General features: G+C 67.1%; 22 protein-coding genes and 1 pseudogene. 8 read left to right on the top strand and 15 right to left on the bottom strand.

Going from position 1 to position 22,021, the window contains the following annotated elements:
- Nucleotides 1-120: 120 nt before the first annotated feature.
- The 6 genes from G3N94_RS16325 to G3N94_RS16300 form a co-directional block, all read right to left on the bottom strand.
- Nucleotides 121-1,605 carry a TIGR01777 family oxidoreductase gene (locus G3N94_RS16325; RefSeq protein WP_205793553.1) on the bottom strand — a complete coding sequence of 495 codons (1,485 nt, stop codon included), beginning with the start codon at nt 1,603-1,605 and terminating at the stop codon, nt 121-123.
- Entirely contained in the window at nt 1,602-2,516 is a 915-nt protein-coding gene (locus G3N94_RS16320) for a DUF393 domain-containing protein (RefSeq protein WP_205793562.1), read from the bottom strand. Before G3N94_RS16320 ends, G3N94_RS16325 begins: the two co-directional genes overlap by 4 nt.
- 126 nt (nt 2,517-2,642) lie before the next feature.
- Nucleotides 2,643-3,113, bottom strand: coding sequence for a DUF2269 domain-containing protein (locus G3N94_RS16315; RefSeq protein ID WP_205793552.1), 471 nt, complete (start codon nt 3,111-3,113; stop codon nt 2,643-2,645).
- On the bottom strand, nt 3,110-4,363 hold the full coding sequence (locus tag G3N94_RS16310) for an SDR family oxidoreductase (RefSeq protein ID WP_205793551.1): 1,254 nt from the start codon (nt 4,361-4,363) through the stop codon (nt 3,110-3,112). Before G3N94_RS16310 ends, G3N94_RS16315 begins: the two co-directional genes overlap by 4 nt.
- Nucleotides 4,360-4,746: a hypothetical protein gene (locus G3N94_RS16305; protein WP_205793550.1), complete on the bottom strand. Its 387-nt coding sequence runs from the start codon at nt 4,744-4,746 to the stop codon at nt 4,360-4,362. Before G3N94_RS16305 ends, G3N94_RS16310 begins: the two co-directional genes overlap by 4 nt.
- A gap of 83 nt (nt 4,747-4,829) precedes the next feature.
- Nucleotides 4,830-5,363: a MarR family transcriptional regulator gene (locus G3N94_RS16300; RefSeq protein WP_026044422.1), complete on the bottom strand. Its 534-nt coding sequence runs from the start codon at nt 5,361-5,363 to the stop codon at nt 4,830-4,832.
- Nucleotides 5,364-5,644: 281 nt separating this feature from the next.
- On the opposite strand from G3N94_RS16300, the gene fabV reads away from it, so the two are divergent.
- Nucleotides 5,645-6,847, top strand: coding sequence for an enoyl-ACP reductase FabV (fabV, locus tag G3N94_RS16295; protein ID WP_205793549.1), 1,203 nt, complete (start codon nt 5,645-5,647; stop codon nt 6,845-6,847).
- A gap of 91 nt (nt 6,848-6,938) precedes the next feature.
- Here the strand turns inward: fabV and G3N94_RS16290 are convergent, their stop codons facing one another.
- A complete protein-coding gene (locus G3N94_RS16290) occupies nt 6,939-7,643 on the bottom strand; it encodes an SDR family oxidoreductase (RefSeq protein ID WP_205793548.1) in 705 nt (234 codons plus the stop codon).
- Between the two features lie 351 nt (nt 7,644-7,994).
- Here G3N94_RS16290 and G3N94_RS16285 point away from each other — a divergent pair, with 351 nt between their 5' ends.
- Nucleotides 7,995-8,579: a TetR/AcrR family transcriptional regulator gene (locus G3N94_RS16285; RefSeq protein ID WP_205793547.1), complete on the top strand. Its 585-nt coding sequence runs from the start codon at nt 7,995-7,997 to the stop codon at nt 8,577-8,579.
- A 45-nt stretch (nt 8,580-8,624) separates the two neighbouring features.
- On the opposite strand, the gene G3N94_RS16280 is transcribed toward G3N94_RS16285, so the two are convergent.
- Entirely contained in the window at nt 8,625-9,158 is a 534-nt protein-coding gene (locus tag G3N94_RS16280) for a GNAT family N-acetyltransferase (RefSeq protein ID WP_205793546.1), read from the bottom strand.
- Between the two features lie 208 nt (nt 9,159-9,366).
- Nucleotides 9,367-9,489, bottom strand: a complete 123-nt coding sequence (locus tag G3N94_RS42980) for a hypothetical protein (protein ID WP_277398546.1) — start codon at nt 9,487-9,489, stop codon at nt 9,367-9,369.
- Between G3N94_RS42980 and G3N94_RS16275 the strand changes: the two genes are divergently transcribed.
- Both G3N94_RS16275 and G3N94_RS16270 read left to right on the top strand, forming a co-directional pair.
- On the top strand, nt 9,488-9,973 hold the full coding sequence (locus G3N94_RS16275) for an SRPBCC family protein (RefSeq protein WP_205793545.1): 486 nt from the start codon (nt 9,488-9,490) through the stop codon (nt 9,971-9,973). The two genes, G3N94_RS42980 and G3N94_RS16275, sit on opposite strands and share 2 nt — an antisense overlap.
- 230 nt (nt 9,974-10,203) lie before the next feature.
- Nucleotides 10,204-10,842, top strand: coding sequence for a 2-hydroxychromene-2-carboxylate isomerase (locus G3N94_RS16270; RefSeq protein ID WP_205793544.1), 639 nt, complete (start codon nt 10,204-10,206; stop codon nt 10,840-10,842).
- 21 nt (nt 10,843-10,863) lie between these two features.
- Here G3N94_RS16270 and G3N94_RS16265 read toward each other — a convergent pair whose 3' ends face one another.
- Entirely contained in the window at nt 10,864-11,853 is a 990-nt protein-coding gene (locus G3N94_RS16265; protein WP_205793543.1) for a LysR family transcriptional regulator, read from the bottom strand.
- Between the two features lie 100 nt (nt 11,854-11,953).
- Here G3N94_RS16265 and G3N94_RS16260 point away from each other — a divergent pair, with 100 nt between their 5' ends.
- Together G3N94_RS16260 and G3N94_RS16255 are read left to right on the top strand one after the other, a co-directional pair.
- The gene (locus G3N94_RS16260) at nt 11,954-13,186 is read left to right on the top strand and encodes an MFS transporter (protein WP_205793542.1); all 1,233 of its coding nucleotides are present in this window, start codon (nt 11,954-11,956) and stop codon (nt 13,184-13,186) included.
- Between the two features lie 512 nt (nt 13,187-13,698).
- Nucleotides 13,699-14,391 carry a phosphatase PAP2 family protein gene (locus G3N94_RS16255; protein ID WP_205793541.1) on the top strand — a complete coding sequence of 231 codons (693 nt, stop codon included), beginning with the start codon at nt 13,699-13,701 and terminating at the stop codon, nt 14,389-14,391.
- A gap of 105 nt (nt 14,392-14,496) precedes the next feature.
- Here the strand turns inward: G3N94_RS16255 and G3N94_RS42390 are convergent.
- The 3 genes and pseudogenes from G3N94_RS42390 to G3N94_RS16245 form a co-directional block, all read right to left on the bottom strand.
- A pseudogene (locus G3N94_RS42390) lies at nt 14,497-14,700 on the bottom strand (glutathione S-transferase family protein); the annotation flags it as partial.
- 2 nt (nt 14,701-14,702) lie between these two features.
- On the bottom strand, nt 14,703-15,773 hold the full coding sequence (locus tag G3N94_RS16250; RefSeq protein ID WP_205793561.1) for an MBL fold metallo-hydrolase: 1,071 nt from the start codon (nt 15,771-15,773) through the stop codon (nt 14,703-14,705).
- A 195-nt stretch (nt 15,774-15,968) separates the two neighbouring features.
- A complete protein-coding gene (locus G3N94_RS16245; protein WP_124600934.1) occupies nt 15,969-16,622 on the bottom strand; it encodes a peroxiredoxin in 654 nt (217 codons plus the stop codon).
- Nucleotides 16,623-17,333: 711 nt separating this feature from the next.
- Between G3N94_RS16245 and G3N94_RS16240 the strand changes: the two genes are divergently transcribed.
- Nucleotides 17,334-17,582: a hypothetical protein gene (locus G3N94_RS16240; protein ID WP_241021881.1), complete on the top strand. Its 249-nt coding sequence runs from the start codon at nt 17,334-17,336 to the stop codon at nt 17,580-17,582.
- Nucleotides 17,583-17,649: 67 nt separating this feature from the next.
- Nucleotides 17,650-19,815 (top strand): hypothetical protein, encoded by a 2,166-nt coding sequence (locus tag G3N94_RS16235; protein WP_241021880.1) that lies wholly within the window; start codon nt 17,650-17,652, stop codon nt 19,813-19,815.
- A gap of 98 nt (nt 19,816-19,913) precedes the next feature.
- Here the strand turns inward: G3N94_RS16235 and G3N94_RS16230 are convergent, their stop codons facing one another.
- Entirely contained in the window at nt 19,914-20,855 is a 942-nt protein-coding gene (locus G3N94_RS16230; RefSeq protein ID WP_205793540.1) for a LysR substrate-binding domain-containing protein, read from the bottom strand.
- Between the two features lie 12 nt (nt 20,856-20,867).
- The gene (locus G3N94_RS16225) at nt 20,868-22,010 is read right to left on the bottom strand and encodes a porin (RefSeq protein WP_241021879.1); all 1,143 of its coding nucleotides are present in this window, start codon (nt 22,008-22,010) and stop codon (nt 20,868-20,870) included.
- Between the last annotated feature and the right edge of the window lie 11 nt (nt 22,011-22,021).

The raw sequence follows: 22,021 nt of genomic DNA, 5'->3' as shown, positions 1-22,021 counted from the left end.
CCTTGTGAAGTCGGGTACGACTATCCCGGAATGGCCTGATTATCCCGGATTCCGTTCCGGTGAACCCATCGACAATCTCGTCGAATGCAAAAAGTCGGGAGCAAGCCCGGAAGCGGCGGACTATCTCCGCGTCAGATCGCGCAATGCCTGTTCCGCCGTCGAGAACCGGAACGCAAAGCCGTCTTGCTGCAAACGGGCCGGAATCACGCGCTGCCCGTCCAGCAGCACCTCGGCCATTTCGCCCATCGCACATCGCAACGGCGCGGCGGGCAAGTGAAACCACACGGGACTGCGCAGCACGCTCCCTGCAACGCGCGCGAATTCGCGCTGGCTCAGCGCGGCGGGGGCGACTGCGTTGTAGACGCCGCGCATGCCAGCGCTCGACATCGCGCGGGCGATGACCCGCAACACGTCGTCCCGGTGAATCCAGCTCATCATTTGCGTGCCGTCGCCCAATCGCCCGCCCAGGCCGAGATGGTGCGGCAGCAGCATCGGCGGCAACGCGCCTCCGGGCCCGAAGACCAGGCCGAGCCGCAGCACCACCACGCGGATTCCGTAACGATCGAGCGGCTGCGCGGACGCTTCCCATTTGCGGCACAGCTCCGACATGAAACCTGTGCCGGGGCTGCTGGCCTCGTCGAGCCGTTCGTCGGGCGACCGCGCGCCGTAGTAGCCGATCGCGGAAGCCTGGATCCAGGTGTCCGGCTTGATCGCGGCGGCCTCGACCCATTGCAGCAGCGACTGCGTGACGCCGACGCGGCTGGCGAGCAGCCGGGCCTGCCTGCGCTGGCTCCAGCGCGCGCCCAGTATCGGCGCGCCCGCCAGATTGATCACCGTGTCGAAACGTTCATGCGGATGCAGTTGATCAACCGACGTCACGCTGCGCACGCGTCCGCGAAACAGGTAGGCAGCGCGCAGCGGATCGCGCGCCAGCACGGTCACCACGTGCCCCGCGTCGAGCAGTTGGCTGACCAGGGTCTCGCCGATGAAGCCTGTCCCGCCCGTGATCAGCACGTTGCGAAGCGGCTGCCCGGCGAACGGATTGTCACCCGGATTGTTGTCCGGATTGGCGCCGCGATTGGCGCCCGGATCGCGCCGGCCGATGCGCGACGCCGCCAGTCCATCGCGGATGCCCGATGCCGTGACACCGACCGCGAACAGGTCCAGCAACCAGCCGCGCCACCCGAGGTCGATGACACGCAGCGCGACCGGAGCATGCGACCATGTCGCGAGCTGCATCGCATACGCGCAGAACAACGCGCCGCCGTTGACGGCCAGCAACGTATGCAGCACGCGTTCAGTGGCGGGAAGCTTGCGGGTCTGGTCCTCCACGATGAAATCCCACAACGTCAGAAGCACTTCGACGAACAGCACGGCCGCGATGGCCGCCACCCACGCGCCGTAAAAAGCGAGGTTTGCGAACGATGCAAACACCAGGCCGTAGAGCACGGACCGAACGCAATGGATGGTCAGCTCGAGCCGCGCGCGCGGATGGCGCGGCAAGTGCTGCGTGAGCTCGTGGTGGTAGAGCGTGTCGAAGGCGCCCATCCCGCCCTGCACGATAAGCAGGTTGATGGCCCAGTCGAATGCAGGCAGCGTGTTCATGCGGGATCCCTCCTCCACAGCCAGACGAGCGGCGCAACCATCGACGCGAGGGCCGCCACATCGGCCGCGACATGCATCCACGCATGGGCTTGCAGTGAAATCAGCATGTCTTGCGGCGCCCAGACCAGCAGACCGGCGAGCAGCCACCCCCAAACGGCCCGCTTTCGCAACCGGTTGCCGAGGTGTACCAGCGCGAGCATCCATACCGCTGCGGATTGCAGCGTGGCGCCGATCAGCGATATCCACCATATCTGCTGGGCCCGCGCCTGGGCGGGCGCCATTCCGGCCCAGAAATGCTGCTCGATGCCGTGGTGGTAGGCGTCGAACAGCGGCGACCCGGCAAGCCACGGAAGGGCCGCCCCCACGAGCAGGTGCACGACGGCCGCGCCGTACATCCAGCAGACCACCCTGCGACGCGGGTCGTCGTGCGACTCGTCGTGCGACGGCTGATCCGCCGCACGCGCCTGCGCATGCATGCCGGCTTGGTCCCCGGACCCCGCGCGTGGCCTACCGATGCCACACGCATTTCCGTCGCATGCCGGTTCGAAGCGAAAACCCGGCAAGCGCGAAAGCGCATATCGGTTGCGTGCGAAGGTGCGATACAACGCCGCCGACGCATCGCGCAAGCCGGGCACCCGAAGCGGCCAGACGAGCCAGCCGCGCCCGACCAGCGTATACGCGGCCAGCACGCTGTCGATGCCGGTCAGCACGCGGCCGTCACGCAGGCGGCCGTGCAACTCGCGATTCAGTGCGGCCATGTCGACACCCAGCGACGCGGGATCGAAGCCCGGCTCGGCGATGTCCACGAAAGCCAGCCTGTGTCGCGTATTCCACTTTCCGAGGCGCTGCATTTGCGCGACGCATAACGGGCATTTGCCATCGAAATACAACACCAGCGCAGCCTGATTCATCATTTGGACTCCTTTGTGATGTCGTTCCGATATCCGGGAATTTTCCGGATCTTCATCAGATGCTTCAGGCAGGCGCGTAGCCGTTTCGATACGGCAGCACACGCGGGCCGCGCCGAATCGCGCCGCTCACACCGGCTTCAGCACCATCAGGAAATACACGACCAGCATCGCGACAAAGGCGGGATAGCCGAGCAATTCCCACGTCTTCGCGTACTGCCAGTACTTCTCGGGCAACTCGATCGCGCCGTTCGTGTGCGCGTGCTCCGCGATCGCGGCCAGTTCGATCTGCAACCGTACGACCGGCAGCCAGCAGGCGCCGGCGAACAGATACAGGCCGAGCGACGCGACGAGCCACGGCGTGTGCCACGGCCAGCCGGCCGTGTGCGCGAGCCACAGCCCCGACGCGGGCTGGAAGATCGCCGCGGGCGTCGTGAACCACCAGTCCGCGCGCACCACGAGGCGCGACACGGCCGCGATCGCCGGCACCGAGCGCGTGCGGTTCGCGAAAAACAGGTAGAACGCGGTGCCGAAACCCGTGCCCACCAGCAGCACTGACGACAGGATGTGCAACGCCTTGACGGCGAGATAGATATTCATGGACGCACCTCTTCGCTGAACAGGATCACCAGGATCGCGAGGATCGGCAGGTTCTTGAGCACCGGCCCGAACGGCTCGGCCAGCAGGTCGGGCATCGCGACGGCGATGATCGCGGAATACACGGCGATCAGCGCGATCTGCGCAGCCCACAGCCGCCGGCCGGGCGCGGCGACGGTCGCGATGCCGAACGCGAAATCGAGCGCACAGGCCGCGTATAGCGCAACGTATGCGAGCCCGCCGGTCACGTGGGCACGCGCGAGCAGCGCGAGACTGTCGGACAGCGGATGGACGAATGCGCTCGCCAGCGCCGTCCAGATCCAGACGATCGCGAGCGCCCCCGTCAGCAGCGGACGCCGCCAGGTCGCGAGCGCTTCGTCGCGCAACGCCGCCGCGTCCGCGCCGATGAACCCGCGGAGGCCGCGCGGCGGCCGGCCGAGCGCCGCGGTCGACGCGCCGGCTTCGCCGGTATTGCCGCCGTGCAGCATCGTCCACGTGTCGCGCGTGAGCATCGCCCCGGGAATCCGGTCGGACAGCGCCGCCGCCGCTGTGAACAGCGCGCCCGGCAGACTGACGCGCACCGCGGGCGGAAACCCCATCGCGCGCCGGTAAGTCGCGAGCATCTCGCGATACTCGACTTCGTCCGCGCCGACCAGCTCGACGATCCGCTCGCACGCGGCGGACCGATCGATCAGCCGCGCGACGAGCTCGGCCAGATCGTCGACGTGCACGGGCCGCAGCAACTGGCGGCCGCCGGCCGGCAGCACGTGCACCGGCACGCTCGCGAGCATCCGGAAGAAGCGCGCGGACGCGCCCGTCGCGCCGTACACGAGCGCCGGCCGCACGATCCGGAAATCGATCGGCAGCGTCTGCAGGTAAGTGTCGGCGGCGAGCTTGGTCGCGAAGTACGCGGTGTCGCCGCGCTCGACGCCCAACGCGGAAATCTGCACGACCTGCCGGACGCCGGCATCACGGCATGCGTCGAACAGCGCGCACGGCGCCGCGCGGTGCACGGTGTCGAACGTCACGCCGCGCCGTTCGGTCAGGATCCCGACCGCATTGACCACCGCGTCGATCCCGTCGAGCCGCGCGCGCCAGTGTTCGGGCCGCACGTCGTGCACATAGTCGATCGCGATCTCGCCGGGCCCCGCCGCGCGGCGCACGCCGCGCACTACGCAATGGCCGCCGGCCTCGAGGCGCGCGCACAGCGCCCGTCCGATGAACCCGTTCGCGCCGCAGACCAGGATGTTCATGCCGACGTCTCCGCCGCACGCGCCGGCTGCATATCGGGCGACAGATTGCGCGGCAGATAGCGCGCGATGCGGCTCGCGACGACGCCGACCGCCGCGAGTGCGCCGAGCAGCGAAAACACGAGCGTCTGCCGCACCGCGACTTCGAGACAGATCGCGTCGTCGGCCTGGCAGTCGAGCGGATTGCGCGCGGCGATCAACGCCAGCACGAGCGGGCCGGCCACCAGCAGCACCGTGGTGACGCGCACCCAGAACTCCGCACGATCGGCCGTGCCGCACAGGTCCATCAGCAGGCGTCGCGTGACCACGCGCAGGTAGCACGCGATGGCGAACCCGATCGCGATCGGGGCCGTGAACTGGAACACCAGCAACGCGGGTGCATTCATTTTTATCCTCTATTTACAGTTATTTCTGTATAAACAGAAATTCACGCACCAAAAAAAGCGGGCTGCATGCCCGCACGACCTGCTTACTTCGACGACTTGCGCCTGACGGTCTGGCTGATCTTCGCGCCAATGCCGAGCGCCTTCATCAGCGTGTCCGGCTTGAGCCGCAACATCTCGTCCGACCACGTCGTGAGCGTCTCGACGAACTGCAGCGTGTCGCGGATCCGCTGCTCGGTCTCGCGGCTCTCGTCCGCGATCTCGGGGCTCGCGAGGCAATCGCGCAGCACGTCGAGCGTCGGCTCGATCTCGCGCTGGCGGCGCCCTTCGACGATCAGCTTGAACAGCTCCCAGATGTCGGTCGACGTCTCGAAGTGGTCGCGCCGGTCGCCCATCACGTGCACCACCTTCGCGAGCCGCCACGCCTGCAGTTCCTTCAGGCTCGTGCTGACGTTCGAGCGCGCGACGTTGAGCGTCTCCGCGATCTCGTCGGCGGCGACCGGCCGGCCGAGCAGGTACAGCAGCGCGTGAATCTGCGCGACAGTGCGGTTGACGCCCCAGCGGGAGCCCATCTCGCCCCAGTGGAGAATGAATCGTTCGGCAATCGGTGTGAGTTCCATGTCGCGAAATTTAGGTCTTTCAGTTATTTCTGTCAAGAGAGAAATAACTGGCGGTGGGCCGGCGGGTTTCAGCGGCGCTTCGGCGGCGCTTCGGCGGCGCTTCGGCGGCGCTTCAGTGTCCCGAAGCAACCGCATCAGGCCATTCACGAATGGACAGCGCATGCCGATTCCGATGACATCCAAACCGTAAGCAGCATGCGGCCCCGCGTCGGCCGCCGCTTCCTTTACAATGCGCGAACTTTGCCGTTTCCAGGCCTTCCGCTTTTACACAAGAGGTTTCCATGATCATCAAACCGCGCGTGCGTGGCTTCATCTGCGTGACGACGCATCCCGTCGGCTGCGAAGCCAACGTCAAGGAACAGATCGACTACGTGACTTCGCATGGCCCGATCGCCAACGGCCCGAAGAAGGTGCTCGTGATCGGCGCATCGACCGGCTACGGCCTCGCCGCCCGGATCACCGCCGCGTTCGGCTCCGGCGCGGACACGCTCGGCGTGTTCTTCGAGCGCCCCGGCACCGCCACGAAGCCCGGCACGGCCGGCTGGTACAACAGCGCCGCGTTCGAGAAGTTCGCGACCGCGAAGGGCCTGTATGCGCGCAGCATCAACGGCGACGCGTTCTCCGACGCGGTCAAGCAGGCCACGATCGATGCGATCAAGCGCGACCTCGGCAAGGTCGACCTCGTCGTCTACAGCCTTGCCGCGCCGCGCCGCACGCACCCGCGCACGGGCGAGGTGATCAGCTCGACGCTGAAGCCGATCGGCAAGTCGGTCAGCTTCCGCGGCATCGACACCGACAAGGAAGTGATCCGCGAAACCGCGCTCGAGCCGGCGACGCAGGAAGAAATCGACGGCACCGTCGCGGTGATGGGTGGCGAAGACTGGCAGATGTGGATCGACGCGCTGCACGAAGCCGGCGTGCTGGCCGACGGCGCAAAGACGACCGCGTTCACGTATCTCGGCGAACAGATCACGCACGACATCTACTGGAACGGCTCGATCGGCGAGGCGAAGAAGGACCTCGACAAGAAGGTGCTCGCGATTCGCGAACAGCTGGCCGGCCACGGCGGCGATGCGCGCGTGTCGGTGCTGAAGGCCGTCGTCACGCAGGCAAGCTCGGCAATCCCGATGATGCCGCTCTACCTGTCGCTGCTGTTCAAGGTGATGAAGGAAAAGGGCACGCACGAAGGCTGCATCGAGCAGGTCTACGGGCTGGTCAAGGACAGCCTGTACGGCGCGCAGCCGCACGTGGACGACGAAGGCCGCCTGCGCGCGGACTACAAGGAACTCGATCCGGACGTGCAGTCGCGCGTCAAGACGCTCTGGAACCAGGTCGACGACGCGAACCTGTACGAGCTGACCGATTTCGCGGGCTACAAGACGGAATTCCTGCGTCTGTTCGGCTTCGCGATCGCCGGCGTCGACTACGATGCCGACGTGAACCCGGACGTACAGATTCCCGGCATCATCGACCTGACGGCCTGAGCGGCATACGCCGCTCGACACCCGTCGTGCGCCTCGGTGCGCACGACGGGTCGCCCTGCCGGCTCGCCGTACGGCTCGTCACGCGGCACCTTCAGTGTGCCGCGGGTTCCTTCAGATACACGCCGTCCGACAGCCCCTGCTTCACCTGCCGGCTGAATTCGTCGGTGGCGACCTCCTCCGCGCCCGCCTCGACCGCGTCGTAGGCCAGACGCACGACGTCGGCCGGAGCGGCCTTCGGCACGTCCAGATCCCGCGCGAGATCGGTGTCGATGAACCCGGCATGCAGCCCGATCACCTGCGTATGCTGCTCGCGCAGCGAATGGCGCAGCCCGTTGGTCACCGCCCACGCGGCGGATTTGGACACGCCGTAGTTCGACAGGAACGGCCGGTTGATCCAGCTCGCGACCGACAGCACGTTCAGCATCGCGCCGCCGCCGTGGTTGCGCAGGATGTCCGCGAACGCGCGGGCCATCGCCAGCACTCCGAACACGTTGGTTTCGAAATGCTCGCGCAGCGCGACGACCCCGTCCACGTCGACCAGGCTGCCGGCGCGCGCGATGCCCGCGTTGTTGATGAGCAGCGTGACGTCGCGGCACGCGTCGGCCGCCGCCGCGACGCTCGCCGGATCGGTGACGTCGAGCTTCACGGGCACGACGCCCGGCAGCGTCACGCTGGCCGGATCGCGCGAGCCCGCATAGACCTTCTTCGCGCCTCTGGCGAGGGCCTCTTTCGCGAACTGCAGGCCGAGCCCGCGGTTCGCACCCGTGACAAACACGACAGCGCCTTCGATCTTCATGGTTCTTCCTTGTAGCGTCGTTGAACCGCACGCACGCCGGCACGCGACGGGCGTGACATCCGGTGGAAACGAAGTTGCGATGGATACCGATGCGTCGCGCGGCGCAGCGGCAAGCCGCCGTTCCTGGCGCCGGGCTTCCCCGCTCCGCGCTCGCACCCCGAAAGACCGCGATCGCCGGACATCAGGCCCGCCGCGCGTGCTTCGCGGTTCGCGCGAAGTCGGCTACACTTGATGTCAATGTCGATCACCATTGTCTTTGCGACGCATTGTGTCAGCGGGTTTTGGCTGTGTCAATGGTGATCACCATTGTTATTTTCAATGAACGCGATCTCAGAAAAAAGGGAGTGATCGATGGGCGTATCGAGGCAGCAGGCGGCCGAGAACCGCAGCGCGATCGTCGCGGCGGCCGAGCGACTGTTCCGGGCGCGCGGCGTCGACGCGGTCGGGCTGACGGAACTGATGAAGGAAGCCGGCTTTACGCAAGGCGGCTTCTACAACCACTTCAAGTCGAAGGATGCGCTGGTGGCCGCCGTGATGGACAAGGCGATGCAGGATCGCGCCGATTCGCCGACGGGCGGCGCGCTGACGTCGACGATCACGCGCTACCTGTCCGCCGAGCATCGCGACAACGTCGACGCCGGATGCCCGCTTGCGGGTTTCGCCGGCGACGCACCACGGCTCGGCGCCGCCGCGCGCGAATGCTATGCGGGCGGCCTCGCCGTCTATCTCGACCGGCTCGCCGCGCAGGTGGCCGCGGACCGCAATCCGGCGCAGGACAGCCGGCGCGATGCGCTCGCGGTGTTCAGCCAGATGGTCGGTGCGCTGTTGCTGTCGCGTGCGATCGCCGACGCCGATCCGGCGCTCGCCGACGAGATCCTCGATGCGGGCCGCGCGTCGCTCGTCGACGCGCTCGACAGTCCGGCCGCGCCGGCGTGACGTTGCAGGCGGCTGCATGCGTCGCCGCAGCGTCGATCGGCTCCGCTACGCGAGCTGCTTGTGGAAGAACGTCGTCGCGCACGGCGCACCGTCGGGCATCAGCGCGAAATTCGGCACCACGCCGACGCGCTGCCAGCCGGCGCGCTCGTAAAGCCGCTCGGCATCGCCGCCCGTCACGGTGTCGAGCACCAGCACGGTCTTGCCGGCCGCACGCGCCGCCGCGTCGACCGCCGCCATCAGGCGCGCCGCGATCCCCTGCCGCCGCGCGCGCCGGCACACGAGCATCTTCGCGACATCCGCGCGATGCGGCTGATTCTCCGGCTGCGCGGTGACGACCTGCACGGTGCCGACGATCCGGCCGTCCGCGTCCTCCGCGACGATCAGGATGCGCTCGCCGGTCGCGACGCCGTCGGCCACGCGTTTCCAGAAGTCGCGCGCCGTGGCGCGCGCGATCGGCAGCATGAAGCTGACGGACGCGCCGCCTTCGACGCAATCGATCAGGACGTCGGCCAGCGCGTCGATACAGGCGAGCGCTTCGCTCGCGTCCACGTGGCGGATCACGATTTCGGGTGCGGTCATGCGGGTCTCCGGCGAGCGGGTTGGTGTCGTGTGCGCGATGTGTGCGGCAGCGACTCGCGCGCGAGCACGTTGCCGGCATCTTGCGTCGGGCGCGGCACGCGATCGCGACGCGTGCGCCGTTCCACGCGGGTCGCGCGCATCGCCGGCCATCATGCCACGACATCGCATTTCGCTGGCTGCCGTCCTATATTTGCCGCATGACTGACTTTCAAACCGGCGTCAGCGACGTATTCCATGCGTCGTCCGACCCGACACGCTGCGCGATCGTCAAGCGCGATCGGATCGCATGATCGAATTCGTCGAACGCCATCACGAACAGGAGCAGGCCCATGTCAGCAAGCCACACCGAACCCGCAGAAACCCGCGACCTTGTGATCAATCGCGAACTGCGCGCCCCACGCGCCGCGCTATGGCGCGCGTGGACCGACCCCGAACTGCTGCAGCAATGGTGGTGTCCGAAGCCGTGGACCACCGAGGTGCGCGCGTTCGACCTGCGGCCGGGCGGTGCATTCCACACGTTCATGCGCGGCCCCGACGGCGGCACGAGCGACAACCCCGGCTGCTTCCTCGAGATCGTGCACGAGTCGCGCCTCGTGTTCACGTCGATGCTGACGGCGGACTGGCGGCCTCACACGCCGTGGCTTGGCTTCACGGCCGTGATCACGATGCGCGATGACGGTGCGCTCTGCCACTACGAAGCACGCGTGATGCATCCCGACGCGGCCACGCGTGACCGGCACGAACACCTCGGTTTCTTCGAAGGCTGGAACATCTGCATCGACCAGCTCGACGCACTGGCCAGCAAACTGCGGTGAGCAAGACCCGCATCAGCGGGCATCTGGATGCGCCGCGCACGAAGGTCTGCTGAGAGCGGGACGTCGCGCACCGCTTGCCGCGCGCCATTCGACAAACGGCTTGCGCACCGGCCAGCCGAAACGCTGCGCGAATCCCGTCCGCATGCGACACTGTTCCCATCCCTGCCACCACGACGCGCGCGCCGCCGACACCGGCGCACACCCCGGCCATGCCCAACAGGACACCCGCGATGACTACCCCGAGCACCGCCACGTGGTATTTCGATTTCGTTTCGCCGTTCGCGTATCTGCAGATCGAGCAGTTCGAGCGCCTGCCGCCAGCGCTGACCGTCGAGCCGCGTCCGATCGTGCTAGGCGCGTTGCTCGCGCACTGGGGACAAAAGGCGCCGGCCGAGATCGCCGCGAAGCGCGTCTTTACCTATCGCCACGCGCAATACCGCGCCGACAAGCTCGGCATTCCGTTCCGGATGCCGGCCGCGCATCCGTTCAACCCGATCAAGCCGCTGCGGCTCGCCATCGCGATGGGCGGCTCGCTCGACACGATCCGGCGCATCTTCCGGTACATCTGGCGTGACGGGCACGACGTCGCGTCACCGGAAGGGTTCGCCGCACTATGCGACGCCGTCGGTTTTCCGGACGGCGTAAGTGCCGTCGACACGCAGCCGGTGAAGGACACGCTGCGCGCGTACACCGACGACGCGATCGCGCACGACGTGTTCGGCGTGCCGACGTTCGAACTGAACGGCGACCTGTTCTGGGGCGAGGACGCAACCGCGATGTTCATCGATTGCGTCGGATCGCGTGCGTGGCTGGACTCGCCCGAAGTGCGGCGGATCAGCGCGCTGCCGGAAGGCATCCGGCGCGGCTGAGCGGGCCGGTCGCCGCGCGCGTCAGCGCGGCCCGCTGCGCTCCTCGACGAGTGCCGGCACCGCGTCGCGCATCAGCGCGACGAACCGCACGAGCCTCGACGGATAGAACTGCGCATGCGGATAGGTCAGATAGACCGGCAGCGGCGCGGCCTCCCATTGCGGCGCGAGATGCACGAGGCGCCCGTTCGCGAGATAGTCGTCGAGCATCCACGATGACCCGACGCATGCGCCAACACCCAGCAGCGCCGCGCTGCGCAGCGCATACAGGTTCGCGGTGCTGATACGCGGACGGATCGCGATGCGCCGCGTGTCGCCCGTCACGCGATGCGTGAGCGCCAGCTCGTTGCGGTAATACGTGCGCAACGCGAGCCACGGCAACGCGGCGAGCGCGTCGGGATCGGCCGGCACGTCGGCGCCGTCCAGCACCGACGGCGCAGCAACCACGAAGCGCGGCACGTTCGACAGCCGGATCGCAACGACGCCCGGATCGGTCGGCTCACCGACCTGGATCGCGCAGTCGATGCCGCTGCCGATGAAGTCCCGCACTTCGTCCTGCAGCAACCATTCGACCGACACGCGCGGATAGGCGCGCAAGTATTGCGCGAGCGGCCCCACGAAGCGCTCCTGGCCGAACGCGTGCGGCACCGCGACCCGCAGCAGCCCCTCGGGCTCCTCCTGCGCACCACGCAAGTCGGCTTCGAACGACGCCCAGCTCGCGAGCAGTTCTTTCGCGCGCTTGAAGCAGCGCTCGCCGTCGACGGTCAGCCGCATCGCATGCGTCGTGCGCTGCAGCAGCCGCACGCCGAGCGAACGCTCGAGCGCCTGCAACCGGCGGCTGATCGTCGGCTGCGTCGTGCGCAGCTGCGCGGCGGCCGCCGACAGGCTGCCCGATTCGACTATGCGCACGAACGTCTCCATCAGCTCGAAACGATATCCGGCACCGTCGACCGGAACCGTGACATTGCGCGGAAGCCCGCCAGCAGCGGGCATGACCGGGGGTTTCTTGTTCATACGTGGAGCGTATAACAAATCTGCGTGCGACGGTACTACCGTCGTTCGGGCCCGACCGTCACACTCGCGTCCATCTCCTCACCCGACGAAGGACCCGATCATGTCCACCCCGACGAATCCCGCCGCCGCCCGTGAGCCGCTCGCGCATGCGCATGCGGCTCACGCTGTCACACCGCTCGATGGCCGCCTCGTGCTGCTGCTCGCCGCCGCGGCCGGCCTCGCGGTCGCGCCGCTCTACTACAGCCAGCCGATGCTCGGCGTGCTCGGGCCCGACCTCGGCGCGTCGGAACGCGCGGTGGGTTTCGTGCCGACGCTCACGCAGCTCGGCTATGCGCTCGGCATCCTGCTGCTCGCGCCGCTCGGCGACCGCTTCGATCGCCGCCGCGTAATCGTCGCGAAGGCGGCCGCGCTCGTCGTCGCGCTGCTGCTTGCAGCAGTTGCGCCGTCGATCGGCCTGCTGCTCGCGGCCAGCTTCGCGATCGGGCTGGCCGCGACGATGGCGCAGGACGTCGTGCCGGCCGCGGCGACGCTTGCGCACGACGCGCATCGCGGCAAGGTCGTCGGCACGGTGATGACCGGCCTGCTGATGGGCATCCTGCTGTCGCGGGTCGTCAGCGGCTTCGTCGCCGCAAACGCCGGCTGGCGCGCGATGTTCGTGATCGCCGCCGCAAGCGTCGCGGCAATCGGCATCGTGTCCGCACGCGGCCTGCCGCGCTTTCAGCCGACGACGCAGCTGCCGTATCGCGCGCTGATCGGCTCGCTCGGCGAGCTGTGGCGCCGCCATCCCGCGCTGCGGCGCGCGGCGTTCGCGCAAGGGCTGCTGTCGGTGGGCTTCAGCGCGTTCTGGTCGACGCTCGCGGTGATGCTGCACGGCGCGCCGTTTCATCTCGGCAGCGCGGCCGCCGGCGCGTTCGGTCTCGCGGGCGCAGCCGGCGCGCTGGCCGCGCCGGTCGCCGGACGCCTCGCTGATCGCCACGGCCCGGAACACGTGACGCGACTCGGCATCGGCATCGCAACGCTGTCGTTCGCCGTCCTGGCGCTCGCGCCGCTGATGTCCGCACATGCGCAGCTCGCGCTGCTGGCGGCCGGCACGATCGGCTTCGACCTCGGCGTGCAGGCAACGCTGATCGCGCATCAGGCGATCGTCTACCGCATCGATCCGGCGTCGCGCAGCCGCCTCAACGCGGTGCTGTTCGTCGGCATGTTCATCGGCATGGCGGCAGGCGCCGCGATCGGCAGTCTGTTGCTCGCGCAACTGGGGTGGAATGCGGTGATCGTGCTGGCCGTCGTCACGTCGCTCGCGGCGCTTGGCGTGCGGATCTGGCGGCGCTGATACGGTGAAGGGTCGCGACCGATATCGGCGCGATCCATGTGACCCCGTGATCCATGCGATCGCGGCCCATGCAGCCAACTCTGCGATCGCACCACGGCAACCCGGACGGGCAGCACCTCGTGCTTGCCCGTCTTTTCTTTTATTTTCGACAAGCGCTGGCGCGCATGTGCGTCACGCGGCAGATTTCGCCGCACGGCGAGGCAAATCCCCTCACTCGATGCAATGACGTTGCACGCGCAACGCATTGTCCAGTTCACCCAATTATTTTCCTGGCACCCGCATCCGCATCGGCGCTGTGCCTGAGAAATCCTCGCGCGCCGCGCCACACGGCGCCCTCGAATCCGGCCCCATCACGCAGACCCGTTTCATCAGGGGATTCCCCCTATTTTTTCGCATTTTCTTCGAAATAACGGGTGACATACTTGCCCCCCGTTGCGCTTGCCTGTCGAGCGCGCTTTTGATCCCTCCGGCCGCACATGTCATGCGCTGCGCGTCCGCCGGGGCCGCAGAACATGAACGACTTCGACACTTCGATCCAGCTTTTCCTGACCCACATCACGTTCAGCCCGTTGCTGAACCATGTGATCCGCGTTGTTGCGGGCCTGTACACGTTCAAGGGCTTCGTGCTGATTCCGGTGCTGTGCTGGCTCTGGTTCCAGCCGGGCCCGCGCAGCGAATGGCAGCGCGAGATGGTCATCGCGACACTCGCGAGCGGACTCGCCGCGCTCGCGAGCGGCCGGCTGCTCGCGCATTATCTGCCGTTCCGCGTGCGGCCGATCTACAACCCGGAACTGCATCTGCACTTTCCGTCCGCGGAATTGCGTGCGGCGACGCTGCAGGCTTGGAGCTCGTTTCCGAGCGATCACGCGATGCTGTGGATGGCGATCTCGACCGGCATCTTCCTGATATCGCGCCGCATCGGCGTGCTCGCGCTGCTGTACACCGTCGTGTTCATCTGCGTGCCACGCGCGTATCTCGGCTTTCACTATCCGACCGACCTGCTCGCGGGCGCGGCGATCGGCGTCGCGATCACGCTGCTGATGACGCGCGACGCAATCCGCACCCGCTGCGCGCGGCCGGTCCTGCAGCTGATCGAACGCTTTCCCGCACCGGCCTACACGCTCGCGTTCCTGCTGTGCTTCGAGCTGATCACGCAGTTCGACGAACTGCTGACGCTCGCGCAGTCGGCCTCGCGAACGATGTGACCGCAACGGACGCCGCGATGCTGCCACTCTTGCTGTCACGACGAACCGCCGCGCGCTGCCGGTCGCACGCGGCAACGTCGCGCGCCGCGACCGGCACGCTGCAGATCAATCGCGATCCGGTGTGCCGCCCGGAAAGAGCCCGCGATGCGGCCGTGCCTCATCGACCGCACACGAGAACGACGACCACGCAAGCAGACGCTTCCGGTACGCGATCACGTGCGCGAACGACCGAGCGATGCGATGTGTTCAGTGCGCGTAGAACGGGAACGGCGCGGCGCCACGGTCGGCGAGGTTGAAGCAGATGCCGGCTACTACTGCCGGCCATTCACAACCGCCCGCCCCTCGGCCCGCCAGCGCAGCATTCCGCCGCCGAGATTCGCGACCGCCTCGAAGCCCGCGTTGCGCAGGATCACGGTCGCCTGCGCGGACCGGCCGCCCGCCCGGCACACGGTCACGACCGGCCGCTCGCGGCCGAGCTCGCCGGCGCGCGAGGCCAGTTCGCCGAGCGGAATCAGCGTCGCGTCGGGCAGGTGCCCGAGCGGCCCCGTGAATTCGGCGGGTTCGCGCACGTCGACGACCTGCACCGCGTTCAGATGATCCTCGAGCCACTGCGGATCGATTTCCCAGAACCCCGCGAACGTGTACACGAGCGGCGCCCAGTCGGGTTCCGCGCGCTGCTCGGGCGCGCCGACCGCAAGGCCGCACTTCAGGTTCGCCGGCACCGCGACGTCGATCTGCCGCGGGTGCGGCAACCCGAGGTTCGTCATGTAGCCCGCGAAATCGTCCTCGCTGAGATCGCCGCCGAGGCGCGGATTGAAACGCCGCTCCTCGCCGACGCTCGTCACCGTCAGCCCGCGATAGTCGTGCGCAGGATAAAGCAGACAGGTTTCCGGCAGCGTGAAGAGCCGGCCGTGGACGGCGCGGTACATCGCGCGCGGATCCCCCTGCTGGAAATCGGTGCGTCCCGTGCCGCGGATCAGCAGGCAATCGCCGGTGAACGCGATCGACTCGTCGTCGAGCACGAGGCTGATGCAGCCGTTCGTATGGCCCGGCGTCGCGCGCACGGTCAGGTAGCGCCCGCCGAACGGGCAGCGGTCGCCGTCGCGCAGATAGCGGTCCGCGCCCTGCGCGCCGCTCGCCGCCGAGAACGCGATCGCGCTGCCGGTGCGCTGCTTCAGCAGCCACGCGCCCGTCACGTGGTCCGCGTGCACGTGCGTGTCGATCGTCATCGCGAGCCGCAGCCCGAGCTCGTCGAGCAGCGCCACGTCGCGGCGCACCTGCTCGAACACCGGATCGATCAGCACGGCCTCGCGCGACGCGCGGTCGGCCAGCAGATACGTGTAGGTGGACGATTGCTGATCGAAGAGTTGCCGGAAAATCACCACGATGTCGCTCCGTCGCCAGTCCCCGCGCGCGGCACGGCCGACGCCGCGCGCCGCCCTGCCGCCCGTCGGCGCGATCGGCCCGCATCGCCGGCCGATCCGCCCCCGTCATGAAATTGCGCCGCCTTAAGTCCTGCCTTAAGAGACTCCCTACGCGCCTCCCTACGCAGCGCAGGACAAGCGGCGCGGGCCGCGTCAGCGCGGCTGCGTCACATACCGCAGATACGGCTTCAAGGTCCTGAAGCCTTGCGGATATTTCTGCTTCGCGTCGTCGTCCGACACCGACGTCGGAATGATCACGTCATCGCCCGGCTTCCAGTTCACCGGCGTCGCGACCGTATGCTGCGCGTTGAGCTGCAGCGCGTCGAGCAGGCGCATCACCTCGTCGAAATTGCGGCCGGCGCTCATCGGATAGACCAGCATCGCCTTGACCTTCTTGTCAGGCCCGATGATGAACACCGAGCGCACCGTCGCGTTGTCGACCGCGGTGCGCGGGCCGCCGCTCGCGTTCGGGTGGATCATGTCGTACAGCTTCGCGACCGTCAGGGTATCGTCGCCGATCATCGGATAGTTGACCGCGTGCCCCTGCGTCTCCTCGATGTCCTTCACCCATTTCTGGTGATCGCTGACAGGATCGACGGAGAGCCCGATGATCTTCGTGTTGCGCTTGTCGAATTCCGGCTTCAGCCCGGCCATGTAGCCGAGCTCGGTCGTGCACACTGGCGTGAAATCCTTCGGATGAGAGAACAGGATCGCCCACTGGTCACCGATCCACTCGTGGAACCGGATCGTCCCCTCGGTGGTCTCGGCGGTGAAATCAGGCGCTTCCTCTCCTAGTCGAATCGACATTTTCTTCCTCCATGGCATGGAACCCTCATGACGCCCGCGCCGCCCCGGCGCGGCCGCGCCCTGATTCGTCGAACGTAACGCTGGCGACTGCCGCGCACGCCAGTGCCCGCGTCCGGCCCGGCGGCGCACAAGCCTCCGCAGGCGGGACGCGCTCCACCCCGCGCGCGTTTAAAGGTTAGGACAAAATGCGCGCGTCACGGGCAGCAGTTCGCTCCGTGCTCCGACGCACGATACGCGTGCGCAACACTCGCGATCGAGCCGGTGCGACGCGCAGCGAAACCGCCGTCACGCGCGCAGACGCCGCGTGAGGCCATGCGCGCGGCGCCGTGCCGCCGCGCGTGTCGGCAGGCGGATCACCGATGAAACATTTTTCTCGCGCCGAGGCGGGGAACACTGTACGCACGGCAAAAAATCATCAATAAAATCATTGACTTGAATCAATTGGCACATTGCTCGCTTGCCTCTACAGCAAATTCGTCGACGCGCGGCACCGGCGTTACGACGCCACCTCGAACGCGCCCGCACGCACGCGGCCGCACCACCGCACCACTGATGCCGCGCCACACCGGCCGCCGGCCGGTACGGGAACTCCGTCTTGTTGACCCCACCGATTCCAGGGGCCGCTACCCGGCATACATGCCGGGCAGGCCGCCGGGCGGTTAGTCGTTTTTGCAACGTATCGAACAACGTCAGATGCTTCAGGAGGACACCATGAAAGTACGAGGTACGAACGAGTCGCTGCGCGTGTGGCGCGCACTGCTGACCGGACTGTGCGCGGGCGCCGTCGCGGTCGCCACGCTCGGTTCCCCGGCGGCAATCGCTGCCGGCAAACCGCGTCATGTCGGCCATGGCTCGCTGCCGGTGAAAGGCAGCATCGCGGCCAAATTCCCGACGCTGCCGACCGGCCCGCATCCGAGCGAAGTGAACAGCAAACAGAAGATCAAGCCGAATCCACTATAAGCACCACGGTCGCTTCATCGTCGGGGAACAGGTTCATCGATTAGATATCCGATACGTGAGGTTTGCCATGAGTGCAACGCGAACGTTTTTTCACAACCCGGGGCCTGTGGTGCGCGGGCTGGCCGCTGCGGGGCTGTGTGCTGCCGTCCAGGTCGCGCAAGCCGTCCCGGCTGATGCGCAGATCGACCTGAAGGTGCTGGTGCTCGCCAGTCAGCAGGCCGGCAACAGTCCTGAATTGCTGGCGACGCAAACGATCCTCGACCGCCTGGGCGTGCCGTACACGATCTACAGCTACGACACCAACAATCCGACGCTGCCGGCGCTCGAAACCGGCGACCACGCAAAGTACCAGGGCATCATCATGCCGATCAGCGATGCCCGTTTCATGAACCCGTTCACCGGCGGCGCGCTTGCGACGACGCTCGCGCGCTACCAATTCAAGTACAACGTGCGGCTCGCGAGCGTCTACACGTGGCCGGGCGACACGGGCTGCATGCAGTACGTCGGCTACCGCGACACCACGGCGTCGCCGCTCAACACGACGCTGACGGCCACCGGCAAGACGCTGTTCCCGTACATGAATGCCGGCACGAGCGCCGCGAACCCGCTGACGGTGCAGAACGCGTGGACGTACTTCATGTCGCCCGCGAGCCCGCTGCCGGCCGGCACGACGACGACGACGCAGGTCCAGGGCACCGGCACCAACAACGTCACGTATTCGGTCGCGTCGACCTGCCTGTTCGGCAACACGACGCCCGTCGCGGGTGACAGCACGTCGCGCGAGATCATGGCGGTCTCGTTCGACAACAACCCATACCTGATGCATTCGATGACGCTGTCGTACGGCCTCGTCAACTGGGTCACGCGCGGGCTGTTCGTCGGCGTGCGGCATGCGTACATGGATCCACAGGTGGACGACAACGGGATTCCGGACGAGATCTTCCCGTACGCGGTATCGGACTACACGGGCATGTGGTACGACGTCAGAAACGGTAACTGCCAGCCCAACAAGCCCTGCGTGTACACATCGACGAACCCTCAGGGCCAGTGCCCGCTCGGCAGCCCCGTCGGCTCGACGAACCCGAACACCGGCACGACCGCCTGTGAGTACCGGACCGTCGGCACCGATTTCGACAACACGATGAACTGGCAGGACAACGCGAACGCGAATACCGCGAACGCGGGCGCGCTGAAGTTCACGCTGGCGTTCAACGGGTCGGGCTACGGCACCGCTTACGGCGGCCTCGGCAACTACCCGACGACAGGCACCGATACGCTGTCGACCGAGACCAACGCGAACGAATACGAGTTCAAGTGGATCACGCATACGTACGATCACATCCTGCTCGACCCGCCGTTCACGACCACGGCCTCGCAGGTCACGACCGAGCTGGCGAACAACGACAACGTCGCGCAGACGTTCGGCTTCGAGAACTACAACACGTCCGTGATCGTCACGCCGGAGATCTCCGGGCTCTACAACACGACGACGCTCGGCGCGCTGCAGCAGTTCGGCATCTCGGTGCTGGTCTCCGATTCGTCGAAGCCGACCCCGCCGGTCGGCACGCCCGGCTGCCCGATCAACAACAACGGCGTCGCGTGGCCGCTGCCGCCATTCAACGCGGGCAAGTTCAACTGCGTGAACCAGAACATCTTCGAGATTCCGCGCTATGCGACCGCGCTGTTCTTCAACGTGTCGCAGCCGCAGGAATGGGTCGACGAGTACAACTACTTCTACGGCGCTAACGGCATCGATCCGACGAAGTGGGGCTATGACCTGACCTATCCGCAGGTGCTGGACAAGGTATCGGATACGCTCGTGAGCTACCTGCTCACGTTCGACATGCGGCCGCTGATGTTCCACCAGTCGAACCTGCGCGTGTACAGCGGCACGAGCTTCCTGCTCGGCGACCTGATGAGCGCGGTGCTGACGAAGTACAACAAGTACTACAAGGGCTTGCCGATCCGCAGTCCATACCTGTCCGATGCCGGCGTGCTCGCGAAGCAGCGGCTCGTGTTCGACACGTCAAGCGTGGCCGCTACACTCGTGCCGGGCAAGTCGATCACGGTCAGCGCAACGCGCAGCGACGGGCAATCGGTGGTGGTGCCGGTCACTGGCGTGACGTTCGGCACCGTGCATGAAACGTACGGCGGTCAGAGCAACTCGACGATCACGCTGCTGCCTGCGACCGCGTACACGACGCAGATCACGCCGGCACCCGCCTGGCAATAGCTTGCCGACGGGCGTCGCGTAACGGAGGCGTGACCTGAAAACGCCCGCCGCAAGGCGGGCGTTCTTTTGCCGGGGAGTGGTGTGCGGTGTGCACCCCGTCATTCCCACATCGCCGGTTCGCGCCGCGCCGGCCCCCCGGACTCCCCAAGCGCCTCCTTCAGAAACTCGACGCACGCGCGCACCTTCGCGGATTGCGCGAGCCGCGCCGGATAGACGGCCCACACGTTCGCGGGCTGCGAGACGCCCGGCAGCACGCGCTGCAGCCGGCCCGCGTCGATCAGCGGCTGCACGTCCCAGATCGAGCGCAGCACGATGCCGCGCCCGGCGAGCGCCCATTGCACGGCAACCTCGCCGTGATTGCTCGACAGCGGCCCCGTCACCTGCACGGACACCGTCTCGCCGCGCACGTCGAGCCGCCATACGCCGAACGGATGGTCGCGCTCCTTGATCGCGACGCACGCGTGCGACGCGAGATCGCCAACCTGCTTCGGCACGCCGTGCCGCGCGAGATAGTCGGGCGACGCGCACAGCACGCGGTAGTTCGACGCGAGTTGCTTCGCGATCAGGTGGCCGGCGATCTCGTCGCCGATCCGCACGTCGACATCGAAACCCTCGGCCGCGACGTCGACGATCCGGTCGAACAGTTCGAGCCGCACGTTGAGCTGCGGATAGCGGTCCGACAGTTCGGCCAGCGCCGGCGCGACGACGTTGCGGCCGAAGCCGAAACTGCTCGACACGCGCAACGTACCGCGCGGCACGCGGCGCGTCGTCGACACGTCCTCGACCAGATGCTCGACGTCGTCGAGGATCTTCTCGGCCCACGCGTACACGCGCTCGCCGGCATCCGTCACCGCGACGCGGCGCGTCGACCGGTGCAGCAGCCGGATGCCGAGGCTCGCCTCGAGCATCCCGACGCGCTTGCTCACGTACGACGACGACATCGCGAGCGCATCGGCCGCCGCACTGAAGCTGGCCTTGCGCGCGACCATGCAGAACACGCGCAGGTCGCCGAGTTCGGGCGTGACGGCCGCATCGTTCATCGCACGCTCCGGTCAGAACGAATGCCGCATGCCGATCCGCACGTCGGCCTGCGTCTGCGTCGTCGACGGCGTGAAGCTGTAGCCGATCACCGCATCGACGCCTTGCGACGCGCGCAGGTAATCGCCGGAGAGGTAGACGTCGGTACGCTTCGACAGCAGGTAATGGAGGCCCGCGCTGCCCATGTTCCAGTGATGGCCTTCAAAGCGCGTGTGCTGGTAACCCGCGATCAGGCTCAGCGCCGGCGTGAACTGGTACGAGCCGCCGCCTTCGTACGACTGCATGTGCGACGACTGGCCGAAGCCCTTGATCGTCGTGTACGAGAAGTTGCCGTCCAGCGTCAGCTTGCCGATCGTGTAGCTCGAGCCGATGCCGAACGTTCCCTGGCTGTCGACGTTCATCGGCGTGTCGGCGAACAGGTCGGTGCGCGCGCCGGTCGCCGGATCGACGGTGACGGTCTGCTGGCCGAGGAACGTGTGCGTGCCGATCATCGCGTACGGATCGAACGCATAGATGCCGCTCGGGTTGTTCAGGCGCGTGTACGCGGCACCGATCGAGAAGTCGCCCTTCGTATAGCTCGCGCCCGCGCTCCATGCGCTGTTGCGATGGAAGTTGCCGGCAACGTTGCCGAACGAGTACATCGCGCCGAACTTGACGCCGCTCAGGTCTTTCGACAGGAACTTCACCGAGTTCGGCAGGCGGTCGCCGTTGAAGCGGTCGAAGTCGCCCTGATGGATCGCATAGCCGCTGCCCCACGCCGAGATGTTGTAGATCGACACGAGCTCATTGGTGATGTCGAGCTGGTTGCCGAACGACAGCGTGCCCCAGTCGTTCTGCAGGCCGACATACGCCTGCCGCCCGAATTCGGCGCCGCCGAAGCCGAGCTTGCCGTTGCCGAGATGGAAGCCGCTCTCGAGCGCGAACACGGCCTTCAGGCCGCCGCCAAGATCTTCGGTGCCCTTGAGCCCGAAGCGGTTGCCGTACGCGACGCCGTCGTCGAATTTCACGACGTGCGCGCCGCCCGTATTGGACACGTAGGTGATGCCGGCATCGAGCACACCATACAGCGTGACGCTGCTCTGCGCGCGGCTGTCCGTCGCCGCGCACGCCAAAGCCAGCGCTGCCAGCGGCAGCGCCTTCGAAACAATGCTTTTCATCGAGTGTGGGG

The organism is Burkholderia sp. Ac-20353, assembly GCF_017104785.1.
Taxonomy (GTDB): domain Bacteria; phylum Pseudomonadota; class Gammaproteobacteria; order Burkholderiales; family Burkholderiaceae; genus Burkholderia.
The sequence above is the reverse complement of the archived record's forward strand: the minus strand, read 5'-3'. Positions and strand labels throughout refer to the sequence as shown.

What these genes read in the sequence shown, in the direction of transcription:
- G3N94_RS16260 (WP_205793542.1), top strand. Translation starts at nt 11,954, where the DNA reads ATGTCCACCCCGACGAATCCCGCCGCCGCCCGTGAGCCGCTCGCGCAT.
- G3N94_RS16280 (WP_205793546.1), bottom strand. Translation starts at nt 9,158, where the DNA reads ATGACCGCACCCGAAATCGTGATCCGCCACGTGGACGCGAGCGAAGCG.
- G3N94_RS16225 (WP_241021879.1), bottom strand. Translation starts at nt 22,010, where the DNA reads ATGAAAAGCATTGTTTCGAAGGCGCTGCCGCTGGCAGCGCTGGCTTTG.
- G3N94_RS16270 (WP_205793544.1), top strand. Translation starts at nt 10,204, where the DNA reads ATGACTACCCCGAGCACCGCCACGTGGTATTTCGATTTCGTTTCGCCG.
- G3N94_RS16230 (WP_205793540.1), bottom strand. Translation starts at nt 20,855, where the DNA reads ATGAACGATGCGGCCGTCACGCCCGAACTCGGCGACCTGCGCGTGTTC.
- G3N94_RS42980 (WP_277398546.1), bottom strand. Translation starts at nt 9,489, where the DNA reads ATGGGCCTGCTCCTGTTCGTGATGGCGTTCGACGAATTCGATCATGCG.
- G3N94_RS16265 (WP_205793543.1), bottom strand. Translation starts at nt 11,853, where the DNA reads ATGAACAAGAAACCCCCGGTCATGCCCGCTGCTGGCGGGCTTCCGCGC.
- G3N94_RS16245 (WP_124600934.1), bottom strand. Translation starts at nt 16,622, where the DNA reads ATGTCGATTCGACTAGGAGAGGAAGCGCCTGATTTCACCGCCGAGACC.
- G3N94_RS16305 (WP_205793550.1), bottom strand. Translation starts at nt 4,746, where the DNA reads ATGAATGCACCCGCGTTGCTGGTGTTCCAGTTCACGGCCCCGATCGCG.
- G3N94_RS16235 (WP_241021880.1), top strand. Translation starts at nt 17,650, where the DNA reads ATGAGTGCAACGCGAACGTTTTTTCACAACCCGGGGCCTGTGGTGCGC.
- G3N94_RS16315 (WP_205793552.1), bottom strand. Translation starts at nt 3,113, where the DNA reads ATGAATATCTATCTCGCCGTCAAGGCGTTGCACATCCTGTCGTCAGTG.
- G3N94_RS16275 (WP_205793545.1), top strand. Translation starts at nt 9,488, where the DNA reads ATGTCAGCAAGCCACACCGAACCCGCAGAAACCCGCGACCTTGTGATC.
- G3N94_RS16290 (WP_205793548.1), bottom strand. Translation starts at nt 7,643, where the DNA reads ATGAAGATCGAAGGCGCTGTCGTGTTTGTCACGGGTGCGAACCGCGGG.
- G3N94_RS16300 (WP_026044422.1), bottom strand. Translation starts at nt 5,363, where the DNA reads ATGGAACTCACACCGATTGCCGAACGATTCATTCTCCACTGGGGCGAG.
- G3N94_RS16240 (WP_241021881.1), top strand. Translation starts at nt 17,334, where the DNA reads ATGAAAGTACGAGGTACGAACGAGTCGCTGCGCGTGTGGCGCGCACTG.
- fabV (WP_205793549.1), top strand. Translation starts at nt 5,645, where the DNA reads ATGATCATCAAACCGCGCGTGCGTGGCTTCATCTGCGTGACGACGCAT.
- G3N94_RS16310 (WP_205793551.1), bottom strand. Translation starts at nt 4,363, where the DNA reads ATGAACATCCTGGTCTGCGGCGCGAACGGGTTCATCGGACGGGCGCTG.
- G3N94_RS16255 (WP_205793541.1), top strand. Translation starts at nt 13,699, where the DNA reads ATGAACGACTTCGACACTTCGATCCAGCTTTTCCTGACCCACATCACG.
- G3N94_RS16285 (WP_205793547.1), top strand. Translation starts at nt 7,995, where the DNA reads ATGGGCGTATCGAGGCAGCAGGCGGCCGAGAACCGCAGCGCGATCGTC.
- G3N94_RS16325 (WP_205793553.1), bottom strand. Translation starts at nt 1,605, where the DNA reads ATGAACACGCTGCCTGCATTCGACTGGGCCATCAACCTGCTTATCGTG.
- G3N94_RS16320 (WP_205793562.1), bottom strand. Translation starts at nt 2,516, where the DNA reads ATGAATCAGGCTGCGCTGGTGTTGTATTTCGATGGCAAATGCCCGTTA.